The sequence below is a fragment of the Arenimonas sp. genome (genome assembly GCF_041919775.1).
GTDB lineage: Bacteria > Pseudomonadota > Gammaproteobacteria > Xanthomonadales > Xanthomonadaceae > Arenimonas.
This window is the reverse complement of sequence record NZ_JAYRTE010000022.1, coordinates 1-26,386: the sequence shown is the minus strand read 5'-3', so window position 1 is coordinate 26,386 and position 26,386 is coordinate 1. Positions and strand designations below refer to the sequence as shown.

The window sequence follows — 26,386 nt, the reverse complement described above, 5'->3', positions numbered from 1 at the left end:
CCGGACTCCCCCGCGAACCAGAAGACAGCCACGACATGCCCAAGCGCACAGACATCAAGACGATCCTGATCATCGGCGCCGGCCCGATCGTCATCGGCCAGGCCTGTGAGTTCGACTACTCCGGCGCCCAGGCCTGCAAGGCGCTGCGCGACGAGGGCTACCGGGTTGTGCTTGTGAACTCCAACCCGGCGACGATCATGACCGACCCGGAAATGGCCGACGCGGTCTACATCGAGCCGATCAACGCCGCCACGGTCGAACGCATCATCGCCAAGGAAAAGCCCGACGCGCTGCTGCCGACCATGGGTGGCCAGACGGCGCTCAACTGCGCGCTGGACCTGGCCGACGCCGGGGTGCTCGAGAAGTACGAGGTCGAGCTGATCGGCGCCTCGCGCGAGGCGATCCGGATGGCCGAGGACCGCGAACTGTTCCGCGTCGCGATGGCCGAGATCGGCCTGGAGTGCCCGAAGGCCGAGGTCGCCAAGTCCTTCGAGCAGGCCGTGGACATCCAGTCGCGGGTCGGTTTCCCGACGATCATCCGGCCCAGCTTCACCCTCGGCGGCAGCGGCGGCGGCATCGCCTACAACCGCGAGGAGTTCGAGGAAATCGTCAAGCGTGGCCTCGACCTCTCCCCGGTGCACGAGGTGCTGGTGGAAGAGTCGGTGCTGGGCTGGAAGGAGTTCGAGATGGAGGTTGTCCGCGACACCGCGGACAACTGCATCATCGTGTGTTCGATCGAGAACCTCGACCCGATGGGCGTGCACACCGGCGACAGCATCACCGTCGCCCCGGCGCAGACGCTCACCGACAAGGAATACCAGCGCCTGCGCGACGCCTCGATCGCGGTGCTGCGCAAGATCGGCGTGGACACCGGCGGCTCCAACGTGCAGTTCGGCATCAATGCCCAGAACGGCCGCGTCGTGGTGATCGAGATGAACCCGCGCGTCTCGCGATCGTCCGCCCTGGCCTCGAAGGCCACCGGTTTCCCGATCGCCAAGATCGCCGCCAAGCTGGCGGTGGGTTACACGCTGGACGAACTCCGCAACGAGATCACCGGCGGCGCCACCCCGGCCTCGTTCGAACCGGCGATCGACTACGTCGTCACCAAGATTCCGCGTTTCGCCTTCGAGAAGTTCCCGGCCGCCGATTCCCGCCTGACCACGCAGATGAAGTCGGTGGGCGAGGTGATGGCGATCGGCCGCTGCTTCCAGGAGTCGATGCAGAAGGCGCTGCGCGGCATGGAAACCGGCAAGGTCGGTTTCGATCCGACCGGCGATGCCGGCCGCGGCGAGGAAGGCCTGGTGAAGATCCGTCGCGAGCTGAAGGAGCCGGGTCCCGAGCGGCTGTTCCAGGTCGCCGAGGCCTTCCGTGCCGGCCTGTCGGTCGAGGACGTGTTCAACCTGAGCTTCATCGATCCGTGGTTCCTGGACCAGATCGAAGAGATCGTCGCCGCCGAGAAGGATGTCGCCGAAGCCGGGCTGTCCGGCCTGGACGCGGCTTCGCTTCGACGCCTGAAGCGCCTTGGCTTCTCCGACGCCCGCCTGGCCCAGCTCGCCGGCACCGACGAACCAGCCGTGCGCGCCCTGCGCCGCGCCTTCGGCGTGCGCCCGGTCTACAAGCGCGTGGACAGCTGCGCCGCCGAGTTCGCGACCCAGACCGCCTACCTGTATTCGACCTACGAGGACGAATGCGAGGCCCAGCCGACCGACCGCGAGAAGATCATGGTGCTCGGCGGCGGCCCGAACCGGATCGGGCAGGGCATCGAGTTCGATTACTGCTGCGTGCACGCGGCGCTGGCGCTGCGCGAGGATGGTTACGAAACCATCATGGTCAACTGCAACCCGGAGACGGTCTCCACCGACTACGACACCTCCGACCGCCTGTATTTCGAGCCACTGACGCTCGAGGACGTGCTCGAGATCGTCGAGGTCGAAAAGCCCAGGGGCGTGATCGTGCAGTACGGCGGCCAGACCCCGCTCAAGCTCTCGCGCGCGCTGGAAGCCGCCGGCGTGCCGATCATCGGCACCAGCCCCGACAGCATCGACCTGGCCGAGGACCGCGAGCGTTTCCAGAAGCTGGTCGACGAACTCGGCCTGCTGCAGCCGCCGAACCGCCTGGCCCGCAACGCCGACGAAGCCGTCGCGCTGGCCAACCAGGTCGGCTACCCGCTGGTGGTTCGCCCGAGCTACGTGCTTGGTGGCCGCGCGATGGAAATCGTCTACACCGACGCCGACCTGTCGCGCTACATCCGCGAGGCGGTGCAGGTATCGAATGATTCGCCGGTGCTGCTCGACCGCTTCCTCGACAACGCGGTCGAGGTGGACGTGGACATCATCGCCGACGCCGAAGGCAACGTGCTGGTCGGCGGCATCATGGAGCACATCGAGGAGGCCGGCGTGCACTCGGGCGACTCCTCGTGCTCGCTGCCGCCGTATTCGCTGTCGGCGAAGGTGCAGGACAAGCTGCGCACCCAGGTCGCGCAGCTGGCGCGCGCACTCAAGGTCGTCGGGCTGATGAATACCCAGTTCGCCATCACCTTCGACGCGGATGGCGAGGACACCATCTACCTGCTGGAAGTGAACCCGCGCGCCTCGCGTACGGTGCCCTTCGTGTCCAAGGCGATCGGCGTGCCGCTGGCCAAGATCGCCGCGCGCTGCATGGCCGGCAAGTCGCTGGAAGAGCAGGGCGCCACCCGCGAGGTGGTGCCGGACTATTATTCGGTGAAGGAAGCCATCTTCCCCTTCGCCAAGTTCCAGAACGTCGATCCGATCCTGGGTCCGGAAATGCGTTCGACCGGCGAGGTGATGGGCGTCGGCCGCACCTTCGCCGAAGCTTTCGGCCGCGCCGAAGAGGCCGCCAGCATCAAGGCGCCGCGGCCGGGCAAGGCCTTCCTGTCGGTGCGCGACCCGGACAAGCAGCGCCTGCTGCCGGTCGCGCGCGAACTGGTCGAACGCGGTTACACCCTGGTCGCCACCGAAGGCACCGCGCAGTTCCTGCGTGGGCAGGACATCGCCTGCGACCGCGTCAACAAGGTGATCGAAGGCCGCCCGCACATCGTCGACCTGATCAAGAACGGCGAGATCTGCTACATCGTCAACACGACCGAGGGCAAGCAGGCCATCGCCGACTCGTTCTCGATCCGGCGCGAGGCGCTGCAGCACCGCGTCACCTATTCCACCACCATCCCGGGCGCGCGCGCCCTGATCCTGAGCACCGACACCCGTGACAATCCCCGGGTCTGGTCGCTGCAGGAACTGCACAAGGAGCTTCACGGATGAGAGCCCCCCTGACGACGCGGGGCGCCGCGCGCCTGCGCGAGGAGCTTGAGCACCTGAAGTCGGTCAAGCGACCGGCCGTGATCAACGCCATCGCCGAGGCCCGCGCCCACGGCGACCTGAAGGAAAACGCCGAATACCACGCCGCCCGCGAGCAGCAGGGTTTCATCGAGGGTCGCATCCAGGAGCTGGAGTACACGCTCTCGCACGCCCAGCTGATCGACGTGTCCACGCTCAATGCCGGCAGCCGCGTCGTCTTCGGCGCCACGGTCGAACTGGCCGACTGCGACAGCGGCGACGAAGTCACCTACCAGATCGTCGGCGACCTCGAGGCCGACATCAAACAGGGCCTGGTCTCGGTGTCTTCGCCGCTGGCGCGCGCGCTGATCGGCAAGCACGAAGGCGACACCGTCACCATCCAGGCACCGGCCGGCACCCGCGACTACGACATCGTCGCGGTCCGCTACGGAGGCTGAGTCCCGGCGGATGAGCGAACCGCGCCAGGCCCTGCTGCTGCCCGAACGCCGGCGTTTCGCCGGCCAGCCGCTGTCGAAGCCGGTCGCCCGGGCGCTGGGCCGCGCCGACCGCCTGCCCGACGGCGAAGCCGGCGAGCGGGCGCAGCTGCTGCGCTGGTTCGAACTGCTGCCGCGCGGCTGGCCCATGGCCGCCATCACGCGCGAGCGCGACGCCAGCGACGCGGTCCTGCACAGCTGGCTGCGCGCCGACCCGGCCTACGTGCGCCCCGACATGACCGGTGCCCGCGTGCTCGCCGTGGGCGAACTCGGCCTTTCCGCCGATGAGGCGAAGGCCCTGTCGGATGCGCTGCGGCCGCTTTTCGGCGATGCCGGTTTCCCGATCTCGGCGCCGCACCCGGCGCGCTGGTACCTGGCGCTGCCGGTCGAGGCCCGGCTGCCTGCCTTCGCCGCGCCGGAGGCCGTGCTTGGCGACGACCTGTTCCTGCACCTGCCCGATGGTCCGGAAGGTCGGCGCTGGCGCGCGCTGCTCAACGAAGCCCAGGTGATCCTGCACAACCACCCGGTCAACCAGGCGCGTTTCGCCAGCGGCCGGTTGCCGGCGAACAGCCTGTGTTTCTGGGGCGCCGGCCGGCTGCCCGACCAGGTGAAGGGCCGCCTGCGACGCGCGCACTCGCAGGAAGCCCAGTTGGCGTCCCTGGCGGCACTCGCGGCAGCGGCGCCGCCGGGCGCCGACGGCGACCTGCTGGACCTGCGCGAAGCCCGCGACTGGGCGGCCGTGGAAACGCGGCTGCTCGAGTGCCTGGCAAGCGCCGAAGCCGCCGGCGTGGTCCTGGATTTCGCCGACGGGGCAATCTTCAGGCTACGGCCGGGCCAGCGCTGGCGGCTCTTGCGCCGGCCGCTGGCGCAACTTGCATGAGGCCACCGGCGACGCGCATCGTCCGGCGCGAGCTGCCCCCGTTCGGTCCGTGGCCGGACAGCGTGCCGCCGGTTCTGCAGCGTATCTACGCCGCGCGCGGCGTGCTGACGCCGGCCGACGGCGAGCTCCGGCTGGCGCGCCTGCTGCCGCCGGATACGCTGGGCCGCGTCGGCCAGGCAGCGGCGATGCTGGCTTCGGCGATCGCCCGCGACGCCCACGTCGTGGTCGTGGGTGACTTCGACTGTGACGGCGCGACCGGGACCGCGGTGGCCGTGCGCGGCCTGCGCCTGCTGGGCGCGCGCCGCGTGTCCTACCAGGTGCCGCATCGCGCGCGGCATGGTTATGGCCTGAGCCCGGCGCTGGTCGAAGACCTGGTGCCGATGGCACCCGACCTGCTGCTGACCGTCGACAGCGGCATCGCCTGCCATCCCGGCATCGCCGCCGCCAAGGCGCGCGGCTGGCAGGTGCTGGTCACCGACCACCACCTGCCGGGCGAAACCCTTCCCGCCGCCGACGTCATCGTCGACCCGAACCTCGGCGACGACGGTTTCCCGAGCAAGGCCCTGGCCGGCGTCGGCGTCGTGTTCTACCTGCTGCTGGCTCTGCGCCGGCACCTGCGCGAAGCCGGGGCCTTCAGCGGGCCCGAACCCGACCTGTCGGTGCTGCTCGACCTGGTGGCCGTGGGCACGGTGGCCGACCTGGTGCCGCTGGACTACAACAACCGCCTGCTCGTGTCCGCAGGTCTGCGCCGCCTGCGCAACGGCCAGGGCCAGCCCGGCCTGCGCGCACTGATCGAGGTGGCCAAACGGGACGAGGGTTCGCTGACCGCCGCCGACATCGGCTTCGCGATCGGTCCGCGGCTCAATGCCGCGGGACGGCTCGAGGACATGGCGCTGGGCATCGAATGCCTGCTCTGCGACGACCCGCGCCGGGCCCGCGAGCTGGCCGAAGCGCTTGAAGGCATCAACGCCGAGCGCAAGGACCTGCAGCAGCAGATGGTCGATACCGCCGAAGCCCTGGTGGCGAACCTGCCGCTGGGCGAGGGCGAGCTGCCGCCGGTGCTGTGCCTGCACGAACCCGGCTGGCACCCGGGCGTGGTCGGCCTGGTGGCCTCGCGGCTCAAGGACCGGCTGCACCGGCCGGTGGTGGCCTTCGCCCCCGAGGAGCCGGGCAGCGACCGGCTCAAGGGCTCGGCCCGTTCAATCCCGGGCCTGCACCTGCGCGACGCGCTGGCGACGGTGGATGCGCGCCACCCCGGCCTGATCGAACGCTTCGGTGGCCACGCCATGGCCGCCGGCCTGAGCCTGGGGGCAGGGCAGCTGGCGGCGTTCCAGCAGGCCCTGGAAACCGCGGTTGCCGGCCTGGTCGATCCGGCCCAGCTGCGCGCCGAGCTCGCCAGCGACGGCGAACTCGCACCGCAGGAGTTCAGCCGTGACCTGGCCGACCAGCTGCGCCTTGCCGGGCCCTGGGGCCAGGGGTTCCCGGAGCCGGTGTTCGACGGCTGCTTCCGGGTGCAGTCCTGGCGGCGCGTCGGGGAGCGCCACCTCAAGTTGGAGCTGCTGCCCGAAACCGGAGGCGCGAAGCTGTCGGCCATCCATTTCGGCGGCTGGACCGGCACGGCGCCACCTCCGTGCGTGCAGCTGGCCTACCAGCTCGAGCCCGATGACTGGAACGGCCGCCGCGGCGTGCAGCTGCTGGTGCGGCACCTCGAACCCGCCCCTCTGTAGGAGCGCCTTCAGGCGCGAATTCTTGCTTTGCCGCAGGCAAAGGGCTTCGCGCCTGAAGGCGCTCCTACAACGGGAGGAATGGTATTATTCGCGGTCTTTCGACTGTCCAAGCGCGTAAATCCCATGGAACTCAATCCCGTCCGCCAGCGCATCGCCGACCTCATTGGCCGGCTGGATTCGCTCAGGGGGTATCTTTGACTTCGACCTCAAGGTCGAACGTCTCGAAGAAGTAAACCGGGAGCTGGAAAGCCCCGACGTCTGGAACGATCCCGAACGCGCGCAGGCCCTGGGCCGCGAACGCGCTTCGCTGGAAAAGGTCGTCAACGGCATCCGCACGCTTACCGACGGCCTCAACGGCGCCGGCGAGCTGCTTGAGCTGGCGGAAATGGAAGACGACCAGGACACGGCCGACGCCGTGATCGAGGACGTCGACAAGTACGCGCGCGAAGTCGAACAGCTGGAATTCCGCCGGATGTTCTCCGGCAAGATGGATTCGGCCAATGCCTTCGTCGACATCCAGGCCGGCGCCGGCGGCACCGAGGCCCAGGACTGGGCGGAGATGCTGCTGCGCATGTACCTGCGCTGGTGCGAGGCGCGCGGCTGGAAGACCGAGTTGATGGAAGTCAGCGGCGGCGACGTCGCCGGCATCAAGTCGGCCACGTTCCGGGTCGAGGGCGAATATGCCTACGGCTGGCTCAAGCTCGAGACCGGCGTGCACCGGCTGGTGCGCAAGTCGCCGTTCGATTCCGACAACCGCCGGCACACCAGCTTCACCTCGGTGTTCGTGTCGCCGGAAGTCGACGACAACATCGACATCACCATCAATCCCGCCGACCTGCGCACCGACGTCTATCGTTCGTCCGGCGCCGGCGGCCAGCACGTCAACAAGACCGAGTCGGCCGTGCGCATCACCCACGAGCCCACCGGCATCGTGGTTGCCTGCCAGACCGGCCGCAGCCAGCACGCCAACCGCGACACCGCGATGAAGATGCTGGCGGCCAAGCTCTACGAGCTCGAGATCCAGAAGCGCAACGCCGAGAAGGACGCGGTGGAAGCCACCAAGTCCGACATCGGCTGGGGCAGCCAGATCCGCAACTACGTGCTCGACCAGAGCCGCATCAAGGACCTGCGCACCGGCATCGAACGCTCCGACACCCAGAAGGTGCTCGACGGCGACCTCGACGAGTTCATCGAGGCCAGCCTCAAGGCCGGCCTGGAAGTCGGCGCGAAACGCATCGACGCCTGACCCGATCTCCTGTAGGAGCGCCTTCAGGCGCGAAGTTTTTCAAAGGCAAGCCCAGAGATTCGCGCCTGAAGGCGCTCCTACAGAACCCGACAACTGCCAGCGATGCCATCATGACCGACCAGCCGAGCCAGACCCCGCCCGCCGCCGACGAAAACACCCTGATCGCCGAACGCCGGGCGAAACTCGCCGCGCTGCGCGACGCCGGCGGCGTGGCCTTCCCGAATGATTTCGTGCGCGCCGACTACGCCGGCGACCTGCAGGCCGAGTTCGCCGACAAGGACGCCTGGACCGCCGAAGCCCTGGAAGCGCTCGACCGCAAGGTGTCCGTGGCCGGCCGGCTGATGGCCAAACGCGTGATGGGCAAGGCCAGCTTCGCCCAGGTGCAGGACATGTCCGGGCGCATCCAGCTTTACCTGCAGGGCGCCGACCTGGGTGCGTCGTACGACGCGTTCAAGGGCTGGGACGTGGGCGACATCGTGGCGGTCCAGGGCGGCCTGACCCGCACCCGCACCGGCGAGCTGTCGGTCAAGGCGACGTCGCTGCGCCTGCTGACCAAGTCCCTGCGGCCGCTGCCGGACAAGTTCCATGGCCTGGCCGACGTCGAGCAGCGCTACCGCATGCGCTACGTCGACCTGATCATGAACCCGGAAGCGCGCGAGGTCTTCGTGCAGCGTTCGCGCATCGTCTCGGCGATGCGCGCCTGGCTCGACGCCCGGCGGTTCCTGGAAGTGGAGACGCCGATGATGCATTACATCCCCGGCGGCGCCACGGCCAAGCCCTTCACCACCCACCACAATGCGCTGGGCCTTGACCTGTACCTGCGCGTGGCGCCAGAGCTCTACCTCAAGCGCCTGGTGGTTGGCGGCATGGAGCGCGTGTACGAGATCAACCGCAATTTCCGCAACGAGGGCGTGTCCACCCGGCACAACCCCGAGTTCACGATGCTTGAGCTCTACGAGGCCTATGCCACTTACCACGAGGTGATGGACCTCACCGAGGGCCTGATCCGCGACGTGGCGGTGAAGGCGCGCGGCACCGCGGCGCTGGAGTGGGAGGGCATGGCCATCGACCTCGGCCCGGGCTTCCGCCGCTGGTCGATGACCGACGCGGTGCTCGAGCACAACCCGGAGATCCGGCGTGAAGAGCTGCGTGACCTCGAGGCCATGCGCGGCCACTGCGCCCGCCTGGGCGTGAAGGTCAAGCAAGGCTACGGCTGGGGCAAGCTGCTGCTGGAGATCTTCGAAAAGACCGTCGAACACACCCTGGTGCAGCCGACCTTCATCACCGACCACCCGGTCGAGGTCAGTCCGCTGGCCCGCGCCAGCGACAGGGACCCGGGCCTGACCGACCGCTTCGAGCTGTTCGTCGGCGGCCGCGAGATCGCCAACGGATTCTCCGAGCTCAACGACCCGGAAGACCAGAAGGCGCGCTTCCTGGCCCAGGTCGAGGCCAAGGAGGGCGGCGACGACGAGGCGATGCATTACGACGCCGACTACATCCGCGCGCTGGAATACGGCATGGCCCCGACCGGCGGCCTGGGCATCGGCATCGACCGCCTGGTGATGCTGGTGACGGACTCGGCGTCGATCCGCGACGTGCTGCTGTTCCCCTACATGCGCCCGGAGGCCTAGCCGGGCCGGGCCCGCGGCAGGCGGCGGCTTCGCGCCTGCGCCCTTGCCGGACGAGAAAACACAGGGGTAAAGTGGGGCGAACGCCGCCCCCGCGGCGACGTGGCCGCACGGCCACCGGAGACCTGCCGTGAATGTCCTGATCGTCGATGACCAGCCGTCCCAGCGGACCATGTTCCGCCACCTGCTGGAGGACATCAGCCCGGAGGTGAAGGTCACCGACTTCGGTGATCCGGTTGAGGCCCTGCTGTGGTCGCAGCGCAGCTCGCCGGACCTGCTGCTGCTCGACTACCGCATGCCCAAGCTCGACGGCCTGGAGTTCGCGCGGCGCTTCCGACGCCCGCTGTCGCATCGCGACGTGCCGATCATCCTGATCACCGTGGTCGGCGACGAGCCCATCCGCAACGCCGCGCTCGAAGCCGGCGTCATCGACTTCCTGGTCAAGCCGGTGCGTCCGCGCGAACTGCGCTCGCGCTGCCGCAACCTGCTGGCCCTGCGCCAGCAGCAGCAGAACCTCAAGTCGCGCGCGCACGAGCTCGAGCGCCAGCTGCTGGCGCGCATGCACGAGCTCGACGAGCGCGAGCGTGAAATCCTGCACCGCCTCGCCAAGGCCACCGCCTTCCGCGACGCCACCTCGGTGGCAAGTTTCGAACGCATGGCGCGCTACGCCGGCGTCATCGCCGAAGCCATGGGCCTGCCCGAGGACGAAGTGCGCATGATCGAACTGGCCGCACCGCTGCACGACATCGGCAAGCTGGGCATCTCCGACGCCATCCTGCGCAAGCCGGGGCCGCTGGACGAGGCCGAGTTCGCCGAAGTGCGCCGGCATCCCGGGCTCGGTTTCGACCTGCTCAGCGACAGCTCCAGCAAGTCCGTGCAGACCGGTGCCACGATCGCCCTGGGCCACCAGGAGCGCTGGGACGGCAGCGGCTATCCCTCCGGCTTGGCCGGCGAGGAGATCCCGCTGGCGGCGCGCATCGTCGCCGCGGCCGACGTGCTCGATGCGATGAGCTCGGACCGGCCCTGGCGACCGGCACACGCCTTCCAGGAAGCACTGGACTTCGTCCGCAGCCATGCCGGCACCCTGTTCGATCCGGCGGTCGTCGATGCACTGACCGCGCGCCGCGAACGCGTGCAGGAAATCCACGCGCTGCTGGCGCCGCAGCCGGCCGGCTGACGACGCCGGCTGCCGCTGCCGACCGTGACGTCCCCCCTGCAGGCACTGGTCGCCCGGTTCCGGAACCGGAGCGACAGCGAGCACGGGCAGGCGCTGACCCGGGTCGTGGTCACCGCGGTCATCCTGGTCTACCTGCTGGGCGTGACGTCCTCGGCGCAGGTGAGCAACGAGCCCCTGCAGCTGGTCTTCCTGTTCTTCGCGATCGAATTCGTGGTCGGCCTGGGCATCCTGGCCGGCATCGCGCTGCGCCCCGGCGTTTCCCATCCGCGCCGGCTGCTGGGCATGTTCCTCGATTACGGGATGATGGGCGCGGCGATGCACGTGCTCGGCGAGTCCCTGGCACCCGTGTACGTGGTGCTGATGTGGGTGACCATCGGCAACGGCCTGCGCTTTGGTGAACGCTACCTCGTCGCGGCCATCCTTATCGCCAGCGCCAGCTTCCTCGGCGTGCTGCTGACCACGCCCTACTGGCAGCAGAACCAGATGCTGGGCTGGGGCCTGCTGCTGGGCCTGTCCGCGATCCCCGCCTACCTGACCTCGCTGCTGCGGGCGCTGACCCGTGCCACCGCGGAAGCCAAGCGCGCCAACGAGGCCAAGAGCCGCTTCCTGGCCAACATGAGCCACGAGTTCCGGACGCCGCTCAACGGCATCGTCGGCATGTCGCAGCTGCTCAGTACCACCCGGCTGAGCAAGGAGCAGCGCGAGTGCACCGAGGTCATCCAGACCTCGGCGCGCGCGCTGCTGGCGCTGGTGGAGGACGTGCTCGACATTTCCGCCATCGAGGCCGGCAAGCTGCGGCTGAACGTCGAGCAGTTCAGCCTGCGCGAGCTTGTGCGCGGCGTGCAGGTGATGCTGCAGCCGGCCGCGGCCGCGAAGGGGCTGGCTTTCACGATGCAGGTGTCCGAGCGCGTGCCCGATGCACTGCGCGGCGACGTCGACCACCTGCGCCAGATCCTGGTGAACCTGCTCAACAACGCCATCAAGTTCACCGACGTCGGGCGGGTCACGCTGGACGTGGGGCCGGCGCCGCCGCGCAAGCGCGAGCTGGCCGAGGCCGGCAAGGGCGGTCCGGCCGAGATCATGCTGCGTTTCTCGGTGCGCGACACCGGCATCGGCATTCCGCGCGAAGCGCAGCTGCGCCTGTTCGAGGCTTTCGAACAGGTCGATACCGCGAAAACCCGCCGCCACGGTGGCACCGGCCTCGGCACCACGATCGCCAAGGGCCTGGCCGAGACGATGGGTGGCCGGCTGGGTTTCGAGAGCGAGGAAGGGCAGGGTTCGCACTTCTGGGTGGACCTGCCCTGCGAAGTCCCGGCCGCGGGCGGCGCCGATGCGCAGCCGTCGCCGGCCAACGTCATCGCCTTCGACGATCCCTTCGTCCGGCACCGGGCGCGGGTGAAGCCGCTGCATACCCTGATCGCCGACGACCACGCCGCCAACCGGATGGTACTGCGGCGCCTGCTTGAAAAGGCCGGCCACCATGTCGAGGAGGTCGAGTCCGGCGACGAGGTGCTGCACCTGCTGTCGGTTCGCGATTTCGACGCCGTGCTGGTCGACCTGCACATGCCCGGGATAAGCGGCCTGGACGTGATGCGCGAGGTGCGGGTGATGGAAGCGGGTGGCAAACGCCGAACCCCCTTCCTGGTGCTGACCGCCGATGTGACCCCGGAAGCCATCCAGGCCTGCGAACAGGCCGGGGCCCGGGCCTTCCTGCCCAAGCCCATCGTGGCCGGTCGGCTGCTGGAAGTCCTGGCCGACGTCGCGCTGGGTGGCGCCGGGGCGTCGACCGAGGGAACGGCTGCGGAGACGGCGTCGGATGCCGTGGTGATCGACGGCACGGTGCTGGGCGAACTGGCCGAACTGAACCTCGGCAAGGACTTCGTCGCCAACTTCGTGCAGCAATGCCTGCGCGATGCGCTGCGTTGCCTGGCCGCGCTGGAAGCGGCAGGCCAGGCCGGCGACTGGGACGGATTCCGGGACCAGTGCCACGCACTCAAGGGCGTCGCCGGCAACCTGGGCATGTCGCGGGTGGCGACGCTGGGTTACGAGATCATGCAGCTGCCGAACTGGCAGTTGGCCAAGGACTGGCGGGCGCGGGAGCGCCTGCTGCGCGAACAGTTCGAACTGGCCCGGGAGGCCCTGGCCCGGCTGCCCTCCCGGTCGGGAGGGCAGTGCTCGGACGACGCCTCCGGCTGAGCCGGGTAACCGGGGCGTGTCAGAGGACGGCAGCGGCCGACGCGGCGGCGCCACTTTCGCCGGCGCGGCGTTCCTGTGCACGCACCAGGCGTTCCATGGTCCGGAGCGATTTTTCGCCCAGTTCCAGCGCGGTGTCGACCCAGATTTCGGTGATGCGCATCAGTTCCTCCAGCGGCACCGGCCGGGCGTAGTCACGCACCCGTTGCATCGCCAGGCGGGCATGCGGGGCGCGGCGGTGGTTGCGCAGCAGGTCCTGCACGGCCTGCACGCCCTGGCCCCTGGGAACGACAAGATCGACGATTCCCATCTGGTGCATCTGTTCGCTGGTGTAGACGGTGCCGTCGAGCATCAGCTTCTCGGCCATGGCCGGACTGACGCGACGGCACAGGAAGGAATACGCGCCCATGCCCGGGAACAGGTCGAACAGCACCTCCGGGAATCCCATGCCCACGCCTTCCTCGGCGACGATGGTCTGGCAGGACAGGGCCAGTTCGAGGCCACCGCCGAGCGCATCACCCTGGACCAGGGCGACGGTGTCGACCCGGCCGCCGAGCTGCGTGTGCAGGTGGTAAACGCCTTCGACGCACATCCTCGCGTAGGCCAGCAGCGAGCTGCGGTCGCGCTCGCGGATCAGGCGGGCGAAAAGCTCGAGGTCGCCGCCGAGGTTGAAGGCGCTGGCGTCGGAGGTGACCACCAGGTGGTCCAGGCCCGGCTCGCGTCCATCGATGGCGGTTTGCTGGCTGCGCAGGCCGACGCCGGCGAGGTAGTCACGCATGTCCTTCATCAGGTCCAGGGTGAAACACGGTCGCCGGCGCGCGCCGTCGTGCACGCGTTCGGCGTGCATGTACATCCAGCTGGTGCGCGTGGCCGGGTCTTCCTGGGTGCGCAGGGTTCGGTAGGCGAAGGGGCGGGGATGGTGCAGTTCGACGACGGGGCTCATGGGCGTGTCCTCGGGGCTCGGGGCTTGTGTCCGCCCGCGTGGCGCCAGGAGCCGGGCGGCGATCAGGGAACCGCTGGGGGTTCCTTCGCCCGATTCTAGACCTCATTCAGCCCCGGTTGTAAAACGCCCCGAAGTGGTGCAGGGGGCTTGCCCCTAGCTCCTGGCCGCCGAATCCCTCAGTTCGCGACGAAGGATCTTGCCGACGTTCGACTTGGGCAGCTCGTCCCGGAACTCGACGTAGCGCGGGTGCTTGTAGCCGGTGAGGTTCTCCTTGCAGAAAGCCTTCACCTGTTCGGCGGTCAGCGCCGGGTCCTTGCGCACGATGACCACCTTGACCGCTTCGCCGGACTTCTCGTCGGGCACGCCCACCGCTGCGACCTCGAGCACGCCCGGCATCAGCGCGATCACGTCCTCGATCTCGTTCGGGTACACGTTGAAACCCGAGACCAGGATCATGTCCTTCTTGCGGTCGACGATGAAGAAGAATCCCTGCGCATCCATCTTGGCCATGTCGCCGGTGTGCAGCCAGCCGTCGGCGTCGATCACCTTGGCGGTTTCCTCGGGACGCTGCCAGTAGCCGGCCATCACCTGCGGGCCGCGGATGCAGAGTTCACCGACTTCGCCGACGGGCAGCATGCGGCCGTCGTCATCCTTGATGCAGGCGTCGGTGGACGGGATCGGCAGGCCGATGGAGCCGTTGTATTCGGCTAGGTCCATCGGATTGATGCAGGCGGCCGGCGAGGTTTCGGTGAGGCCGTAGGCCTCGACCAGGGTCACGCCGGTGGCCTTCTTCCAGCGTTCGGCCACCGCGCGCTGCACGGCCATGCCGCCGCCCAGGGTGAGGTGCAGGCGCGAGAAGTCGATCTTGTCGAAGCCCGGCGTGTTGAGCAGGCCGTTGAACAGCGTGTTCACGCCGGTGATGGCGGTGAACGGGATCTGGCGCAGTTCCTTCACGAAGCCGGCCATGTCGCGCGGATTGGTGATCAGGTAGTTGAGGCCGCCGAACTTCATGAAGACCAGGCAGTTCGCCGTCAGCGCGAAGATGTGGTAGAGCGGCAGCGCGGTGATGATGGTTTCCTTGCCCATCGTCGCGTTGGTGCCGATCCACACCGAGGACTGCTGCATGTTCGCCACCAGGTTGCGGTGGGTCAGCATGGCGCCCTTGGCGACGCCGGTGGTGCCGCCGGTGTATTGCAGGAAGGCGATGTCTTCGCCGCGCAGGTCGATGGCCGGCAGGGTCTTGCCGGCGCCCCTGGCCAGCGTGTCGTTGAAGCGCACGTGGCCGGGCAGGCTGTACTCGGGCACCTGCTTCTTGACGTGGCGCAGGACGAAATTGATCAGGGCGCCTTTCGGGAAGCCGAGCATGTCGCCGACGCCGGTGACGATGACCTGCCTGATGGGCGTGTCGGCGACGACTTCCTCGACCACGTGGGCGAAGTTTTCCAGCACGACGATGGCGCTGGCGCCGGAGTCGGTGAGCTGGTGGCGCAGCTCGCGCGCCGTGTACATCGGGTTGGTGTTGACGACCGTCAGCCCGGCCCGCAGCGCGCCGAAGATGGCGATCGGGTACTGCAGGATGTTGGGCATCATCAGGGCGACGCGGTCGCCCTTCTTGAGCTTGAGCTCGTGCAGGAGGTAGTTTGCGAAGCGGGTGCTGAGTTCATCGACCTCGGCGTAGGTGATCTTCTTGCCGAAGTTGGCGAAGGCCGGGTTGTCGCGATAGATGCGGCAGGTTTCCTCGAGCACCGAGACGATGGAGGTGTACTGTTCCAGGTCCACCTCCGGACCGATGCCCTTCGGATAATTGGCCAGCCAAGGACGTTCGAAACCCATGCACTTCCCCTCGATATCCGATGCCGGAACTCCCCGCACGGCGCTGCGCGCACATGAACGGAATTGGAGTATTCGCTCGATTGGAGCATACCGACCCGGGCCAGGCAAGGCGCACGGCGTATGGTTTCGCGCGGCCTTCACGGCCCTGGTCCTGGCACTGCTGGCGCTGGCCGCGGGCTGCGCGCGAACGCCGCCGGAACAGGCCCTGCGCGAGACGATCGCGGCCATGGAATCGGCGGCCGAAGCGCGCGACAGCGACGCCCTGGTGGATCACTTCGCCGATGATTTCGCCGGCCCCGGCGGGATGGATCGCGACCAGTTCCGGCGCTACCTCGCCCTGATCTGGCTGCGTAACCGCGACGTGGGCGTGACCCTGGGACCGCTGGAGGTCGAACTGGCCGGGCAGGACAGGGCGCGGGTGAACTTCACCGCCGCGGCCCGGGGTGGCACCGGCTGGATGCCCGAACGCGCCGAGGTCTACCAGGTCAAGACCGGCTGGCGCCTGGAAGGTGACGAGTGGAAGTTGATTTCGGCGGACTGGGAATAATTCTTCCCCCGAAGGAACTGTAGGAGCGCCGGGGCGGATCAGGCGGCCTTGCGGGCCGCCAGCTGGCGCAGCACGAAGTGCAGGATGCCGCCGTGGCGGAAGTACTCGACTTCCTTCGGCGTCAGCAGCAGCACCTGCACCTGGAAGCGGATCTCGGTGCCGTCCGGGCGCTTGGCCACCACCGTCGCCTGGCGGGCCTTGCCGTCGTCGAGGCCGGTGATCTCGACCACTTCGTCGCCCTTCAGGCCCAGCGTCTGCGCGTTCTGGCCGTCCAGGAACTGGCAGGGCAGCACGCCCATGCCGACCAGGTTCGAGCGGTGGATGCGTTCGAAGCTCTCGGCGATGACCGCCTTCACGCCCAGCAGGTTGGTGCCCTTGGCCGCCCAGTCACGCGACGAGCCGGTGCCGTATTCCTTGCCCGCGAACACCACCAGCGGCACGCCCTCGGCCTTGTACTTCATGGCCGCGTCGTAGATGGGCATCTTTTCGCCCGACGGGTAGTGGATGGTGTTGCCGCCTTCTTCGCCGCCCAGCATCAGGTTCTTGATGCGGATGTTGGCGAAGGTGCCGCGCACCATCACGTCGTCGTTGCCGCGGCGCGAGCCGTAGCTGTTGAAGTCGGCCGGCTGCACGCCGCGACCCTGCAGGAACTTGCCGGCCGGCGAGCTGGCCTTGATGTTGCCGGCCGGGCTGATGTGGTCGGTGGTGATCGAGTCGCCGAACAGGCCCATGACGCGGGCGCCGGCGATGTCGGCGATCGAACCGACGTCCATCTTCATGCCGTCGAAGTAGGGCGGGTTCTTGATGTATGTCGAGGCCTCGTCCCAGGCGAACTTGGCGCCGTCGGGCGACTTGATCTCGTTCCAGCGGCTGTCGCCGGCGAAGACGTTGGCGTAGTTGGACTTGAACATTTCCGGGCCGACGGTCTTGGCGATGAAGTCGCCGATTTCCTTGTTCGAGGGCCAGATGTCCTTCAGGTACACCGGCTGGCCGTCGCTGCCCGTGCCCAGCGGCTCGGTGCTCAGGTCGATGTCGACCGTGCCGGCGATGGCGTAGGCCACCACCAGCGGCGGCGACGCCAGGTAGTTCATCTTCACTTCCGAGTGCACGCGGCCCTCGAAGTTGCGGTTGCCCGACAGCACCGAGGTCGCCACCAGGTCGTTCTCGGCGATGGCCCTGGACACTTCCTCGGGCAGCGGGCCGGAGTTGCCGATGCAGGTGGTGCAGCCGTAGCCGACCACGTAGAAGCCCAGCTTCTCGAGGTCGTCGAGCAGGCCGGCCTTCTTCAGGTAATCGGTGACCACCAGCGAACCCGGGCCGAGCGAGGTCTTCACCCACGGCGCGGCCTTCAGGCCCTTCGCTGCGGCGTTGCGCGCCAGCAGGCCGGCACCCAGCATCACCGCCGGGTTGGAGGTGTTGGTGCAGGAGGTGATGGCGGCGATGACGACCGAGCCGTCGGTGATCTCGACGTCCTGGTCCTGGATGCGCAGCTTCGACACCGGGCGCGCGGCCAGGTGGTCGGCCTGCGGCTGGTGGCCGCCTTCGGCGTCCATGCGCGCGACTTCTTCCCTGGCGGGCTTGCGCTTGGCGGTCAGGCCGGCCAGGTTTTCTTCGAAGTTGCGCTTGAGGTCGGTCAGCAGCACGCGGTCCTGCGGGCGCTTGGGACCGGCCAGCGACGGCTTCACGTCGGCCATGTCCAGGTGCAGGGTGGCGCTGTATTCGGCTTCCGGCTGGCCCGGCGTGCGCCACAGACCCTGGGCCTGCGCGTAGGCCTTGACCAGCGCGACCTGCTCTTCGTCGCGGCCAGACAGGCGCAGGTAGGTGAGCGATTCTTCATCGACCGGGAAGATGCCGCAGGTGGCGCCGTATTCCGGGGCCATGTTGGCGATGGTGGCGCGGTCGGCCAGGGGCAGGTGGTCCAGGCCTTCGCCGTAGAACTCGACGAACTTGCCGACCACGCCCAGGCTGCGCAGCATCTGGGTGACGGTGAGCACCAGGTCGGTGGCCGTGGCGCCCTCGGGCAGCTTGCCGGTGAGCTTGAAGCCCACGACCTGCGGGATCAGCATCGAGCTCGGCTGGCCCAGCATCGCGGCCTCGGCCTCGATGCCGCCGACGCCCCAGCCCAGCACGCCGATGCCGTTGATCATCGTGGTGTGCGAGTCGGTGCCGAAGACGGTGTCCGGGTAGGCGACCAGTTCGCCGTCCTTCTCGCCGGTCATCACGACGCGGGCCAGGTGCTCGAGATTGACCTGGTGCACGATGCCGGTATTCGGCGGCACGACCTTGAAGTTGTCGAAGGCCTTCTGGCCCCAGCGCAGGAAGCTGTAGCGCTCCTGGTTGCGCTGGAACTCGATCTTGCCGTTGAGGTCGAGCGCTTCGGGCTTGCCGAACACGTCGACCTGCACCGAGTGGTCGATGACCAGTTCGGACGGAATGAGCGGGTTGATCTGGTCGGCGTTGCCGCCGAGCCTGACCACCGCGTCGCGCATCGCCGCCAGGTCGACCACGCAGGGCACGCCGGTGAAGTCCTGCAGCACCACGCGCGCCGGCATGAAGGCGATTTCGGTGTCCGGCTCCTTCTTCGCGTCCCAGGTGGCCACGGCCTCGATGTGCTCCTTGCCCACCGTCATGCCGCCGTCTTCGCAGCGCAGGAGGTTTTCGAGCAGGATCTTCATCGAGTAGGGCAGGCGCTTGAGGTCGAAGCGCTGGCCGAGTTTCTCGAGGCTGTAGAAGGTGTAGGACTTGCCGTTGACGGCCAATTGGTCGCGGGTGGCGAAGGAGTCGCTCATGGACAGGCTCCGGGGGCTGGTTAGCCTCGTATTATGCCCGAAACCGTACCCTTCCGTCCGGCCCCGGGCCGCCCCGCGCCTTGCTCAGGCGGTGGCCGCAAGCCAGTCGCGGGTGGCCTGGGCCAGGGCCCGGCGACCGAGCAGGAAATCCCAGTAGCTGCCGCCGAGCTGGCGCCAGAGCACCGCCGCACGCAGCGCCGCCAGCAGGGTGGCGCGGACCTCGCCGACCACGTCGGGCTGGCCCAGGTAGACCGGGTTGCCCTGCACGAGCACGCGCGGCCCCACCGGCGACACCTCGGTGGCATAAAGCTCGCCCAGCCGCGCCATCACCGTGGGATGCGCCGGCCCGAAATGTTCACGCTGGCGGGCGATGTCCTCCAGCCCGTCGTGCACCGCGCCCGGCGCCCGGGAATGGCTGATGAACTTGCGCTCCAGGTGCAGCACCGTCATCGCCATGCGGGTGAGGGCCGCATCGCGGCCGGCACCGCCCTCGAGCTGGCCGAGCAGGCGTTCCAGCCCGGGCCGCAGCTTGCCCGCGCCGTCGAAGACGGCCTCCGGGGTTTCGGCGTCGAAGCGGAACAGGCTGTCGATGCTTGCCGCCAGCGGCGCCGATTCCGCCTGGCCGGTCTGGGCCATCTGCTGCACCAGCTGCACGGCCTGCAGCAGGCCGGCGAGGGCGAGGGCGCGATCCTTCATGGCGGGGCGGTCTTCCTTTCGAGGGGGGCATCGGTGGCGGCGATCACGGCGCCGCCCAGGCATTCATCGCCGCGGTAGAACACCACGGACTGGCCGGGCGTCACCGCGCGCTGCGGGGAGGCGAAGGCTACGGAAAGCGAGCCGTCCGCGTCCACTTCCACCGTGCAGGCCTGGTCGTCCTGTCGGTAGCGGGTCTTGGCGGTGCATACGAAAATGCGCGCTTCCGGGGCACCGGCCACCCAGTGCGCGGGCTCCGAACGCAGGTGCCTGGAAAACAGGTAGGGGCTGTCGCCGCCCTGGTCGACGACCAGCACATTGGCCGCGACGTCCTTGCCGACCACGAACCACGGTGCCGCCGGCCGGCCGCGCACGCCGCCGATGTGCAGGCCTTCGCGCTGGCCGAGCGTGTAGTACCAGCAGCCGGCGTGTTCGCCGACGACCACGCCGGCCGGGTCGCGGATCTCGCCGGGGCGGGCCGGCAGGTAGCGTCCCAGGAACTCGCGGAAATCGCGTTCGCCGATGAAGCAGATGCCGGTCGAGTCCTTCTTGGCCGCGGTCGGCAGGCCGGCTTCGGTGGCCAGCCGGCGGACCTCGGCCTTGGGCAGGTGGCCGACCGGGAACAGCGTCGCGCCCAGCTGCTCCTGGCCCAGCTGGTGCAGGAAGTAGCTCTGGTCCTTGCCGGTGTCGACGCCGCGCAGCAGGACCCAGCGTCCATCACGGCGTTCGACCCGGGCGTAGTGGCCGGTGGCGATCGCCTCGGCGCCCAGGGCGCGGGCTTCATCAAGGAAGGTCTTGAACTTGATTTCGCGGTTGCACAGCACGTCCGGGTTGGGCGTGCGCCCGGCGCGGTATTCGTCCAGGAAATGCTGAAAGACGTCGGCCCAGTACTGCGCGGCGAAATTGCGGCTGTGGAAGGGGATGCCGAGCAGGCCGGCGATGCGCAGCGCGTCCCGGCGGTCGTCTTCGGCCCGGCATTCGCCGTCGCCATCGTCATCCCAGTTCTGCATGAACAGCCCGGCCAGGGATTCGCCCTGGCGCTTGAGCAGCAGCGCGGCGACGGACGAATCCACGCCGCCGGAGAGGCCGACGATGATCCGGGCGGTGCTCATGCGAAATGGGTCAGGGCAGTTAGCGGCAGGCGCCGGCCGGCCAGGAAATCCTCGGCGACCCGCCAGACCAGCGGGCTGCGGTGCCGGGCCGACTCGGCCGCCAGTTCAGCGGGCGTGAGCCAGATCGCGCGCACGATGCCTTCGTCCAGCGGGCGCTCGGGGTCATGCCGGCGCGGCTCGGCGGCGAAGGCCATGCGCAGGAAGTGCTTGCCGTCACGCGGCGATTTCCACTGGTAGGCGCCGATGAAGGCGGTCAGCTCGACCTCCCAGCCGGTTTCCTCCAGGGTTTCGCGGCGGGCGGCCTCGAGCAGGCTTTCGTCGGGCTCAAGGTGCCCGGCCGGCTGGTTGATCACCAGTTCGCCCTGCACCTGTTCTTCGACCACCAGCAGCCTGCCATCGCGCACGACCACGGTGGCGACGGTGACGTCGGGCTGCCAGAAGCGTCCGCTGCGGTAGTTCAAAGTTCGTCGGTGCCCAGCAGTTCGCGCTCGACGGCGTCGGCAGAGGCAGCCGCAAGGTCGATCACCTCGTCCAGGGCGTCGGCGCCGGCGTCGGCCGGGATCTTGATGACCAGCATCGCGACATCGTCCTGTTTCACCCAGGCGCCGAGCTTGAGGGTGTTGCTGCGTTCCAGCAGGTCGTTGGCGATGGCCGGGGTGAAGTCGCCGGTGGGCGAGCGGTAGCCCGGCGACCAGATCTCGCGGACCTTGTGGTGGTCGGTGGCCTCGACCGAGGAGCGGACCCAGACCAGCTGGGTGCGGTCGTCGTCGACGCGCACGGTGATCTGGAAGTCGCCGTCGTCGTCGATCGTGAAGGGCGTGCCCTTGGATTCGAGCTGGGCCTTCACGACGGCGTCATGGTCGGCGGCGAGGGCCGGGGTGGCCAGCAGGGCGAGGGCGGTCAGGGCGATGCGAAACGGCATGGTCGGCGCTCCGGGGCGGTGGTTGCCGGCGGGACCCGGCCCGAGCATCTTATACTTGCGCCATGCCCCAGGAACGCCCACCCGAACACGAGTACGACCATGGCCTGGCGGTCGAGACCGCCAGGCCCGAGGTCATTCGCCCGCCCCTCTACCAGGTCGTGCTGCTCAACGACGACTTCACGCCGATGGACTTCGTGGTCGAGGTCCTGCAGGTCTTTTTCGCGCTCAACCGCGAGCAGGCCACCCAGGTGATGCTGCACGTCCACACCCGCGGCAAGGGCGTTTGCGGCGTCTACACACGCGAAGTGGCTGAATCGAAGGTGACGCAAGTCAACGAGTTTTCCCGGGAGCACCAGCACCCCCTGTTGTGCACCATGGAAAAGGCCTAGGCTGGCCCCATATCGGAGCAAACGTTCCGGAGCAGACCATGTTCAGCAAGGACCTCGAGTACACCATCGGCCAGTGCTACAAGCAGGCCCGCGAAGCCCGCCATGAATTCATGACGGTCGAGCACCTGTTGCTGGCCCTGCTGGACAATCCCTCCGCGGCCGGCGTGCTCAAGGCCTGCGGCGCGGACCAGCCGCGCCTGGCCACCGGCCTCAGGCAGATCATCGCCGACACCGTGCCGGTGCTGCCGGCCGACGACCCGCGCGACACGCAGCCGACGCTGGGTTTCCAGCGCGTGCTGCAGCGCGCCGTCTACCACGTGCAGTCCTCGGGCAAGAAGGAAGTGACCGGCGCCAACGTGCTGGTGGCGATCTTCGGCGAGAAGGATTCGCATGCGGTGTATTTCCTCAACCAGCAGGAAATCACGCGGCTCGACGTGGTCAATTACCTGTCGCACGGCATCGCCAAGATCGGCGAGGGCCCCGAGGACAAGCCTGCGCCGGAAGCCAAGCCCGAGGGCGAGGAGGGCGCGGAAGCCAAGGGCAACCCGCTCGAGGAGTTCGCCGCCAACCTCAACCAGCTGGCCCGGGAAGGCAAGATCGACCCGCTGATCGGCCGCGAGGATGAAGTCGAGCGCACCATCCAGGTGCTCTGCCGTCGCCGCAAGAACAACCCGCTCTACGTCGGCGAAGCCGGCGTGGGCAAGACCGCCCTGGCCGAGGGCCTGGCCTGGCGCATCGTCGAGGGCAAGGTGCCCGAGGTCCTGAAGGACGCCGTCATCTATTCGCTCGACCTGGGCGCGCTCGTGGCCGGCACCAAGTATCGCGGCGACTTCGAGAAGCGCCTGAAGGCGGTGATCCAGCAGATCAGGAAGGAACCGGGCGCGATCCTGTTCGTGGACGAGATCCACACCATCATCGGCGCCGGCTCGGCCTCGGGCGGCACCATGGACGCCTCGAACCTGATCAAGCCGGTGCTTCAGAACGGCGAGCTGCGCTGCATCGGCTCGACCACCTTCCAGGAATACCGCGGCGTGTTCGAAAAGGACCGCGCGCTGGCCCGCCGCTTCCAGAAGATCGACGTGGTCGAGCCGACCGTGGCCGAGGCCGTGGCCATCCTCAACGGCCTCAAGGGACGCTTCGAGGCCCACCACGACGTCGAATACGCCAGCGATGCGCTGCAGGCCGCGGTGGACCTGTCGGTCAAGCACATCAACGACCGCCTGCTGCCGGACAAGGCCATCGACGTCATCGACGAGGCCGGTGCCCGCCAGCGCCTGCTCGACGAGGACAAGCGCAAGAAGGTCGTGGACGTCGAGGAGATCGAGCTGATCGTGGCCAAGATGGCCCGCATCCCGACCAAGCAGGTCAGCGCCTCGGACAAGGACGTGCTGCAGAACCTCGAGCGCAACCTCAAGATGGTGATCTTCGGGCAGGACCCGGCCATCGAGACCCTGGTGTCGGCGATCAAGCTGGCGCGCTCGGGCCTGGCCAACCCGGACAAGCCGATCGGCAACTTCCTGTTCGCCGGCCCGACCGGCGTCGGCAAGACCGAGGTCACCCGGCAGCTGGCGATGCAGCTGGGCATCGAACTGGTGCGCTTCGACATGTCGGAATACATGGAGGCCCATTCGGTGAGCCGCCTGATCGGCGCGCCCCCGGGTTACGTCGGCTTCGACCAGGGTGGCCTGCTGACCGAGAAAATCGTCAAGACACCGCACTGCGTGCTGCTGCTCGACGAGATCGAGAAGGCGCACCCGGACGTGTTCAACATCCTGCTGCAGGTCATGGACCGCGGCGTGCTCACCGACACCAATGGCCGCGAAGCCAACTTCCGCAATGTCGTGCTGGTGATGACGACCAATGCCGGCGCCGCCCAGGCGGCGCGCCGGAGCATGGGCTTCGTCGAACAGAATCACACCACCGACGCGATGGAAGTGATCCGCAAGGCGTTCACGCCGGAATTCCGCAACCGCCTGGACGGCATCATCCAGTTCGGTTCGCTGGGGCTGGACCACATCCTGCGGGTGGTGGACAAGTTCCTGATCGAGCTCGAGGCGCAGCTGCACGAGAAGCACGTCAGCCTGTCGGCCACGCCCGAGGCGCGGCAGTGGCTGGCGCAGCACGGCTTCGACCCGCAGATGGGCGCCCGCCCGATGGCGCGTCTGCTTCAGGACAAGATCAAGAGGCCGCTGGCGGACGAACTGCTGTTCGGAAAACTCGCCAACGGCGGTCGCGTGTCGGTCGACGTACGCGACGGGGAGCTGGTGGTCGATTCCCAGGCCGAGCCCGAGAAGCTGCTCCCCGCTACCGTTTGATTACTTCATGCGATAAGTAATGCGACCCTTCGTGAGGTCGTACGGCGTCATCTCCACCTTGACCTTGTCGCCGGTCAGGATGCGGATGTAGTTCTTGCGCATGCGGCCGGAAATGTGGGCCGTGATCACGTGGCCGTTCTCGAGCTTGACCCGGAACATGGTGTTCGGGAGGGTCTCGAGAACCGTGCCTTCGAATTCAATGCAATCGTCTTTGGACATTCTTTGTTTCGCTGGGCGGGGAAACCGCGCTTGGAAGCCGGTGATTCTGCCATCTCCTTGCCCCACTTGCAAAAATTTGGTTAACCGCTGCTGACGCCGGCCAGTGTCGCTGCCGCCAGCGGCGGCAGCCCGGACCAGCTTCCGGGACGCCCCGGAAGCTCGGCCAGCTCCGCCAGGCGGGCCAGGTAGGTCGCCCGCGGCATCTCGTACGCCCCCAGCGAAAGCAGGTGCGGGTTGTTTATCTGGGCATCCACCAGGGGCCAGCCCCAGCCGGCCAGCCAGTGCCCGAGGGCCGCCAGCGCCACCTTCGAACCGCCGGATTCGGCGCTGAACATGCTTTCCGCGCTGAACATCGCGCCCGAGGCGACGCCGTAAAGGCCGCCCACCAGACGGTCGCCGTCGAAGACCTCGATGCTGTGGGCATGTCCGAGCCGGTGCAGCCGTCCGTAGGCCGCCCGCATCTCCGGCAGGATCCAGGTGCCGTCCTGTCCCGGGCGCGGTGCGCTCGCACACGCCCCGACCACCGCGTCGAAACAGGTGTCGGCCCGGACCTGCCAGCGGCTGCCGCGCAGATGGCGCCGGAAACGGGAGGAGAGCCGGATGCCCGCGCTGTCGAAAACCGCCCGCGGGTCCGGACACCACCACAGCGGCGGCTGGCCCTGGCTGTACCAGGGGAAGATGCCCTGCCGATAGGCCGCGCGCAGTCGTTCGGGAGAGAGGTCGCCGCCCCAGGCCAGCAGCCCGTTTGGATCGTCCAGTGCCTGGGTCGCCGGTGGAAACGCGGCGGGGTGCTCAGGGCGCAGGCGGGGGATCGGCAGGAAGTTCACGGTACGGATGATGCCGGAGCACCACGGCCTGGTGGGCGGCGACGGCGCGCCGTTCCTCGCGGCACCAGTCCGCCAGCGCCGGCGCGAAGGCGGTTTCGCCGACGTGGTGGTGGCTGCGGGTCCGGACTGGCAGGAAACCCCGCGCCACCTTGTGCTCGCCCTGGGCGCCGGGCTCGAACACCTGCAGGCCCTCGCGCAGGCAGTAGTCGATGCCCTGGTAATAACAGGCCTCGAAATGCAGCCCGGGCGTGGCTTCGATCGCCCCCCAGTAGCGCCCGTAAAGCGTGTCGCCGCCGCGAAGGCACAGGGCGCCGGCAGCCGTTTCCCCGTGGCGTCCGGCCAGCACCAGCACCAGCTGCCGGGGCATCGCCCGGGCCAGGTGCTGGAAGAAGGCCAGCGACAGCGCCGGGTGGTTGCCGTAATCAGCGAAAGTGCGGCAATAGAAGTAGTACATGGCCTCGAGCTCGGCCTCGCTGGCCTCGTCGCCGTGCACGATGCGGAAGCGGTAGCCGTCGCGGGCGACGCGTGCCCGCTCCTGGCGGATGTTCTTGCGCTTGCGCGGCTGCAGGTCGGCCAGGAAGGCCTCGAAGTCCGGCCAGCCGCGGTTTCGCCAGTGGTACTGGATGTCCTCGCGCCGCAGCCAGCCTTCGCCGAACGCCGCCGACTCGGCTTCCGGATGGAAGTTCACGTGCAGGGACGACAGCCCGTCGCGATCGCAGTGGCCGCGCATCGCTTCGGCCAGGACGGCGCGGTCTTCCGGGTCGCGGGCCAGCAGGCGCGGGCCGGTGACGGGCGAGTAGGGCACCGCCACCAGCCACTTGGGGTAGTACTCGCGCCCCAGGCGATGGTGGGCCTGGGCCCAGGCCTGGTCGAAAACGAACTCGCCGTGCGAGTTGGACTTGAGGTAGGCCGGGGCGGCGGCGACCAGTTCGCCGTCGCGCCAGAGCGTGGCATGCCGGGGGCTCCAGCCCCAGGCGGGGCGCAGGCAGCCGTGCTGCTCCAGGCCCGCCAGGAAGGCGTGGGCGACGAAGGGATTGCTGCCGTCGTGCAGGGCGTCCCAGGCAGACGCGGGAATCTCGTCGAGCCGGTCGTGGAGACGGAGTTGAGGTGGCATGGCTACCTTGTAGGAGCGCCTTCAGGCGCGAATCTCTTGCCTTTG

At 68.5% G+C, this 26,386-nt stretch carries 21 protein-coding genes; 11 read left to right on the top strand and 10 right to left on the bottom strand.

Features of this window, described 5'->3' with window-relative positions; genetic code table 11:
* The first annotated feature begins 35 nt into the window (after nucleotides 1–35).
* From carB to ACE3TE_RS11155, 8 genes are all read left to right on the top strand, one after another.
* On the top strand, nucleotides 36–3,278 hold the full coding sequence (gene carB / locus ACE3TE_RS11190; protein ID WP_374604993.1) for a carbamoyl-phosphate synthase large subunit: 3,243 nt from the start codon (nucleotides 36–38) through the stop codon (nucleotides 3,276–3,278).
* Nucleotides 3,275–3,751: a transcription elongation factor GreA gene (gene greA, locus ACE3TE_RS11185; RefSeq protein ID WP_374604991.1), complete on the top strand. Its 477-nt coding sequence runs from the start codon at nucleotides 3,275–3,277 to the stop codon at nucleotides 3,749–3,751. The genes carB and greA overlap by 4 nt, the downstream gene beginning before the upstream one ends.
* 10 nt (nucleotides 3,752–3,761) lie before the next feature.
* A complete protein-coding gene (locus ACE3TE_RS11180; RefSeq protein ID WP_374604989.1) occupies nucleotides 3,762–4,667 on the top strand; it encodes a phosphoglycerate mutase in 906 nt (301 codons plus the stop codon).
* The gene (gene recJ / locus ACE3TE_RS11175; protein WP_374604987.1) at nucleotides 4,664–6,394 is read left to right on the top strand and encodes a single-stranded-DNA-specific exonuclease RecJ; all 1,731 of its coding nucleotides are present in this window, start codon (nucleotides 4,664–4,666) and stop codon (nucleotides 6,392–6,394) included. Before ACE3TE_RS11180 ends, recJ begins: the two co-directional genes overlap by 4 nt.
* A 123-nt stretch (nucleotides 6,395–6,517) precedes the next feature.
* A protein-coding gene (prfB, locus tag ACE3TE_RS11170) for a peptide chain release factor 2 (protein WP_374604985.1) occupies nucleotides 6,518–7,640 on the top strand; the annotation gives its coding sequence in 2 pieces (ribosomal slippage) (nucleotides 6,518–6,589 and nucleotides 6,591–7,640; 1,122 coding nt in all).
* Between the two features lie 110 nt (nucleotides 7,641–7,750).
* The gene (gene lysS, locus ACE3TE_RS11165; protein ID WP_374604983.1) at nucleotides 7,751–9,271 is read left to right on the top strand and encodes a lysine--tRNA ligase; all 1,521 of its coding nucleotides are present in this window, start codon (nucleotides 7,751–7,753) and stop codon (nucleotides 9,269–9,271) included.
* 127 nt (nucleotides 9,272–9,398) lie between these two features.
* Nucleotides 9,399–10,445 carry an HD domain-containing phosphohydrolase gene (locus ACE3TE_RS11160; protein WP_374604981.1) on the top strand — a complete coding sequence of 349 codons (1,047 nt, stop codon included), beginning with the start codon at nucleotides 9,399–9,401 and terminating at the stop codon, nucleotides 10,443–10,445.
* Nucleotides 10,446–10,469: 24 nt separating this feature from the next.
* Nucleotides 10,470–12,641: an ATP-binding protein gene (locus ACE3TE_RS11155; RefSeq protein ID WP_374604979.1), complete on the top strand. Its 2,172-nt coding sequence runs from the start codon at nucleotides 10,470–10,472 to the stop codon at nucleotides 12,639–12,641.
* 19 nt (nucleotides 12,642–12,660) lie between these two features.
* Here ACE3TE_RS11155 and ACE3TE_RS11150 read toward each other — a convergent pair whose 3' ends face one another.
* Both ACE3TE_RS11150 and ACE3TE_RS11145 read right to left on the bottom strand, forming a co-directional pair.
* Nucleotides 12,661–13,581 (bottom strand): crotonase/enoyl-CoA hydratase family protein, encoded by a 921-nt coding sequence (locus ACE3TE_RS11150; RefSeq protein WP_374604977.1) that lies wholly within the window; start codon nucleotides 13,579–13,581, stop codon nucleotides 12,661–12,663.
* Between the two features lie 153 nt (nucleotides 13,582–13,734).
* Nucleotides 13,735–15,414 (bottom strand): long-chain fatty acid--CoA ligase, encoded by a 1,680-nt coding sequence (locus tag ACE3TE_RS11145; RefSeq protein ID WP_374604975.1) that lies wholly within the window; start codon nucleotides 15,412–15,414, stop codon nucleotides 13,735–13,737.
* Between ACE3TE_RS11145 and ACE3TE_RS11140 the strand changes: the two genes are divergently transcribed.
* The gene (locus tag ACE3TE_RS11140; RefSeq protein WP_374604973.1) at nucleotides 15,413–15,961 is read left to right on the top strand and encodes a nuclear transport factor 2 family protein; all 549 of its coding nucleotides are present in this window, start codon (nucleotides 15,413–15,415) and stop codon (nucleotides 15,959–15,961) included. The genes ACE3TE_RS11145 and ACE3TE_RS11140 overlap by 2 nt on opposite strands.
* Before the next feature lie 38 nt (nucleotides 15,962–15,999).
* On the opposite strand, the gene acnA is transcribed toward ACE3TE_RS11140, so the two are convergent.
* The 5 genes from acnA to ACE3TE_RS11115 form a co-directional block, all read right to left on the bottom strand.
* A complete protein-coding gene (gene acnA / locus ACE3TE_RS11135) occupies nucleotides 16,000–18,750 on the bottom strand; it encodes an aconitate hydratase AcnA (RefSeq protein WP_374604971.1) in 2,751 nt (916 codons plus the stop codon).
* An 84-nt stretch (nucleotides 18,751–18,834) separates the two neighbouring features.
* Nucleotides 18,835–19,446, bottom strand: a complete 612-nt coding sequence (hflD, locus tag ACE3TE_RS11130) for a high frequency lysogenization protein HflD (protein WP_374604969.1) — start codon at nucleotides 19,444–19,446, stop codon at nucleotides 18,835–18,837.
* Nucleotides 19,443–20,555 carry a tRNA 2-thiouridine(34) synthase MnmA gene (gene mnmA / locus ACE3TE_RS11125; protein WP_374604967.1) on the bottom strand — a complete coding sequence of 371 codons (1,113 nt, stop codon included), beginning with the start codon at nucleotides 20,553–20,555 and terminating at the stop codon, nucleotides 19,443–19,445. Before mnmA ends, hflD begins: the two co-directional genes overlap by 4 nt.
* The gene (locus ACE3TE_RS11120; RefSeq protein WP_374604965.1) at nucleotides 20,552–21,016 is read right to left on the bottom strand and encodes an NUDIX hydrolase; all 465 of its coding nucleotides are present in this window, start codon (nucleotides 21,014–21,016) and stop codon (nucleotides 20,552–20,554) included. Before ACE3TE_RS11120 ends, mnmA begins: the two co-directional genes overlap by 4 nt.
* Nucleotides 21,013–21,477 (bottom strand): hypothetical protein, encoded by a 465-nt coding sequence (locus ACE3TE_RS11115; protein WP_374604963.1) that lies wholly within the window; start codon nucleotides 21,475–21,477, stop codon nucleotides 21,013–21,015. The genes ACE3TE_RS11120 and ACE3TE_RS11115 overlap by 4 nt, the downstream gene beginning before the upstream one ends.
* 62 nt (nucleotides 21,478–21,539) lie before the next feature.
* Between ACE3TE_RS11115 and clpS the strand changes: the two genes are divergently transcribed.
* Both clpS and clpA read left to right on the top strand, forming a co-directional pair.
* Nucleotides 21,540–21,866, top strand: coding sequence for an ATP-dependent Clp protease adapter ClpS (clpS, locus tag ACE3TE_RS11110; RefSeq protein ID WP_374604961.1), 327 nt, complete (start codon nucleotides 21,540–21,542; stop codon nucleotides 21,864–21,866).
* 38 nt (nucleotides 21,867–21,904) lie between these two features.
* On the top strand, nucleotides 21,905–24,181 hold the full coding sequence (gene clpA / locus ACE3TE_RS11105; RefSeq protein WP_374604959.1) for an ATP-dependent Clp protease ATP-binding subunit ClpA: 2,277 nt from the start codon (nucleotides 21,905–21,907) through the stop codon (nucleotides 24,179–24,181).
* Here the strand turns inward: clpA and infA are convergent, their stop codons facing one another.
* The 3 genes from infA to ACE3TE_RS11090 all read right to left on the bottom strand — a co-directional run bounded on the left by infA (nucleotide 24,182) and on the right by ACE3TE_RS11090 (nucleotide 26,341).
* A complete protein-coding gene (gene infA, locus ACE3TE_RS11100) occupies nucleotides 24,182–24,400 on the bottom strand; it encodes a translation initiation factor IF-1 (RefSeq protein ID WP_034220409.1) in 219 nt (72 codons plus the stop codon).
* 80 nt (nucleotides 24,401–24,480) lie between these two features.
* A complete protein-coding gene (aat, locus tag ACE3TE_RS11095; RefSeq protein WP_374604957.1) occupies nucleotides 24,481–25,227 on the bottom strand; it encodes a leucyl/phenylalanyl-tRNA--protein transferase in 747 nt (248 codons plus the stop codon).
* Nucleotides 25,193–26,341 (bottom strand): GNAT family N-acetyltransferase, encoded by a 1,149-nt coding sequence (locus tag ACE3TE_RS11090; RefSeq protein ID WP_374604955.1) that lies wholly within the window; start codon nucleotides 26,339–26,341, stop codon nucleotides 25,193–25,195. The genes aat and ACE3TE_RS11090 overlap by 35 nt, the downstream gene beginning before the upstream one ends.
* Nucleotides 26,342–26,386: the final 45 nt, after the last annotated feature.

Excerpts from the sequence above, each read along its gene's own strand:
- carB (WP_374604993.1), top strand. The coding sequence starts at position 36 with ATGCCCAAGCGCACAGACATCAAGACGATCCTGATCATCGGCGCCGGC.
- greA (WP_374604991.1), top strand. The coding sequence starts at position 3,275 with ATGAGAGCCCCCCTGACGACGCGGGGCGCCGCGCGCCTGCGCGAGGAG.
- ACE3TE_RS11180 (WP_374604989.1), top strand. The coding sequence starts at position 3,762 with ATGAGCGAACCGCGCCAGGCCCTGCTGCTGCCCGAACGCCGGCGTTTC.
- recJ (WP_374604987.1), top strand. The coding sequence starts at position 4,664 with ATGAGGCCACCGGCGACGCGCATCGTCCGGCGCGAGCTGCCCCCGTTC.
- lysS (WP_374604983.1), top strand. The coding sequence starts at position 7,751 with ATGACCGACCAGCCGAGCCAGACCCCGCCCGCCGCCGACGAAAACACC.
- ACE3TE_RS11150 (WP_374604977.1), bottom strand. The coding sequence starts at position 13,581 with ATGAGCCCCGTCGTCGAACTGCACCATCCCCGCCCCTTCGCCTACCGA.
- ACE3TE_RS11140 (WP_374604973.1), top strand. The coding sequence starts at position 15,413 with ATGCACTTCCCCTCGATATCCGATGCCGGAACTCCCCGCACGGCGCTG.
- ACE3TE_RS11145 (WP_374604975.1), bottom strand. The coding sequence starts at position 15,414 with ATGGGTTTCGAACGTCCTTGGCTGGCCAATTATCCGAAGGGCATCGGT.
- acnA (WP_374604971.1), bottom strand. The coding sequence starts at position 18,750 with ATGAGCGACTCCTTCGCCACCCGCGACCAATTGGCCGTCAACGGCAAG.
- hflD (WP_374604969.1), bottom strand. The coding sequence starts at position 19,446 with ATGAAGGATCGCGCCCTCGCCCTCGCCGGCCTGCTGCAGGCCGTGCAG.
- mnmA (WP_374604967.1), bottom strand. The coding sequence starts at position 20,555 with ATGAGCACCGCCCGGATCATCGTCGGCCTCTCCGGCGGCGTGGATTCG.
- ACE3TE_RS11115 (WP_374604963.1), bottom strand. The coding sequence starts at position 21,477 with ATGCCGTTTCGCATCGCCCTGACCGCCCTCGCCCTGCTGGCCACCCCG.
- clpS (WP_374604961.1), top strand. The coding sequence starts at position 21,540 with ATGCCCCAGGAACGCCCACCCGAACACGAGTACGACCATGGCCTGGCG.
- clpA (WP_374604959.1), top strand. The coding sequence starts at position 21,905 with ATGTTCAGCAAGGACCTCGAGTACACCATCGGCCAGTGCTACAAGCAG.
- infA (WP_034220409.1), bottom strand. The coding sequence starts at position 24,400 with ATGTCCAAAGACGATTGCATTGAATTCGAAGGCACGGTTCTCGAGACC.
- ACE3TE_RS11090 (WP_374604955.1), bottom strand. The coding sequence starts at position 26,341 with ATGCCACCTCAACTCCGTCTCCACGACCGGCTCGACGAGATTCCCGCG.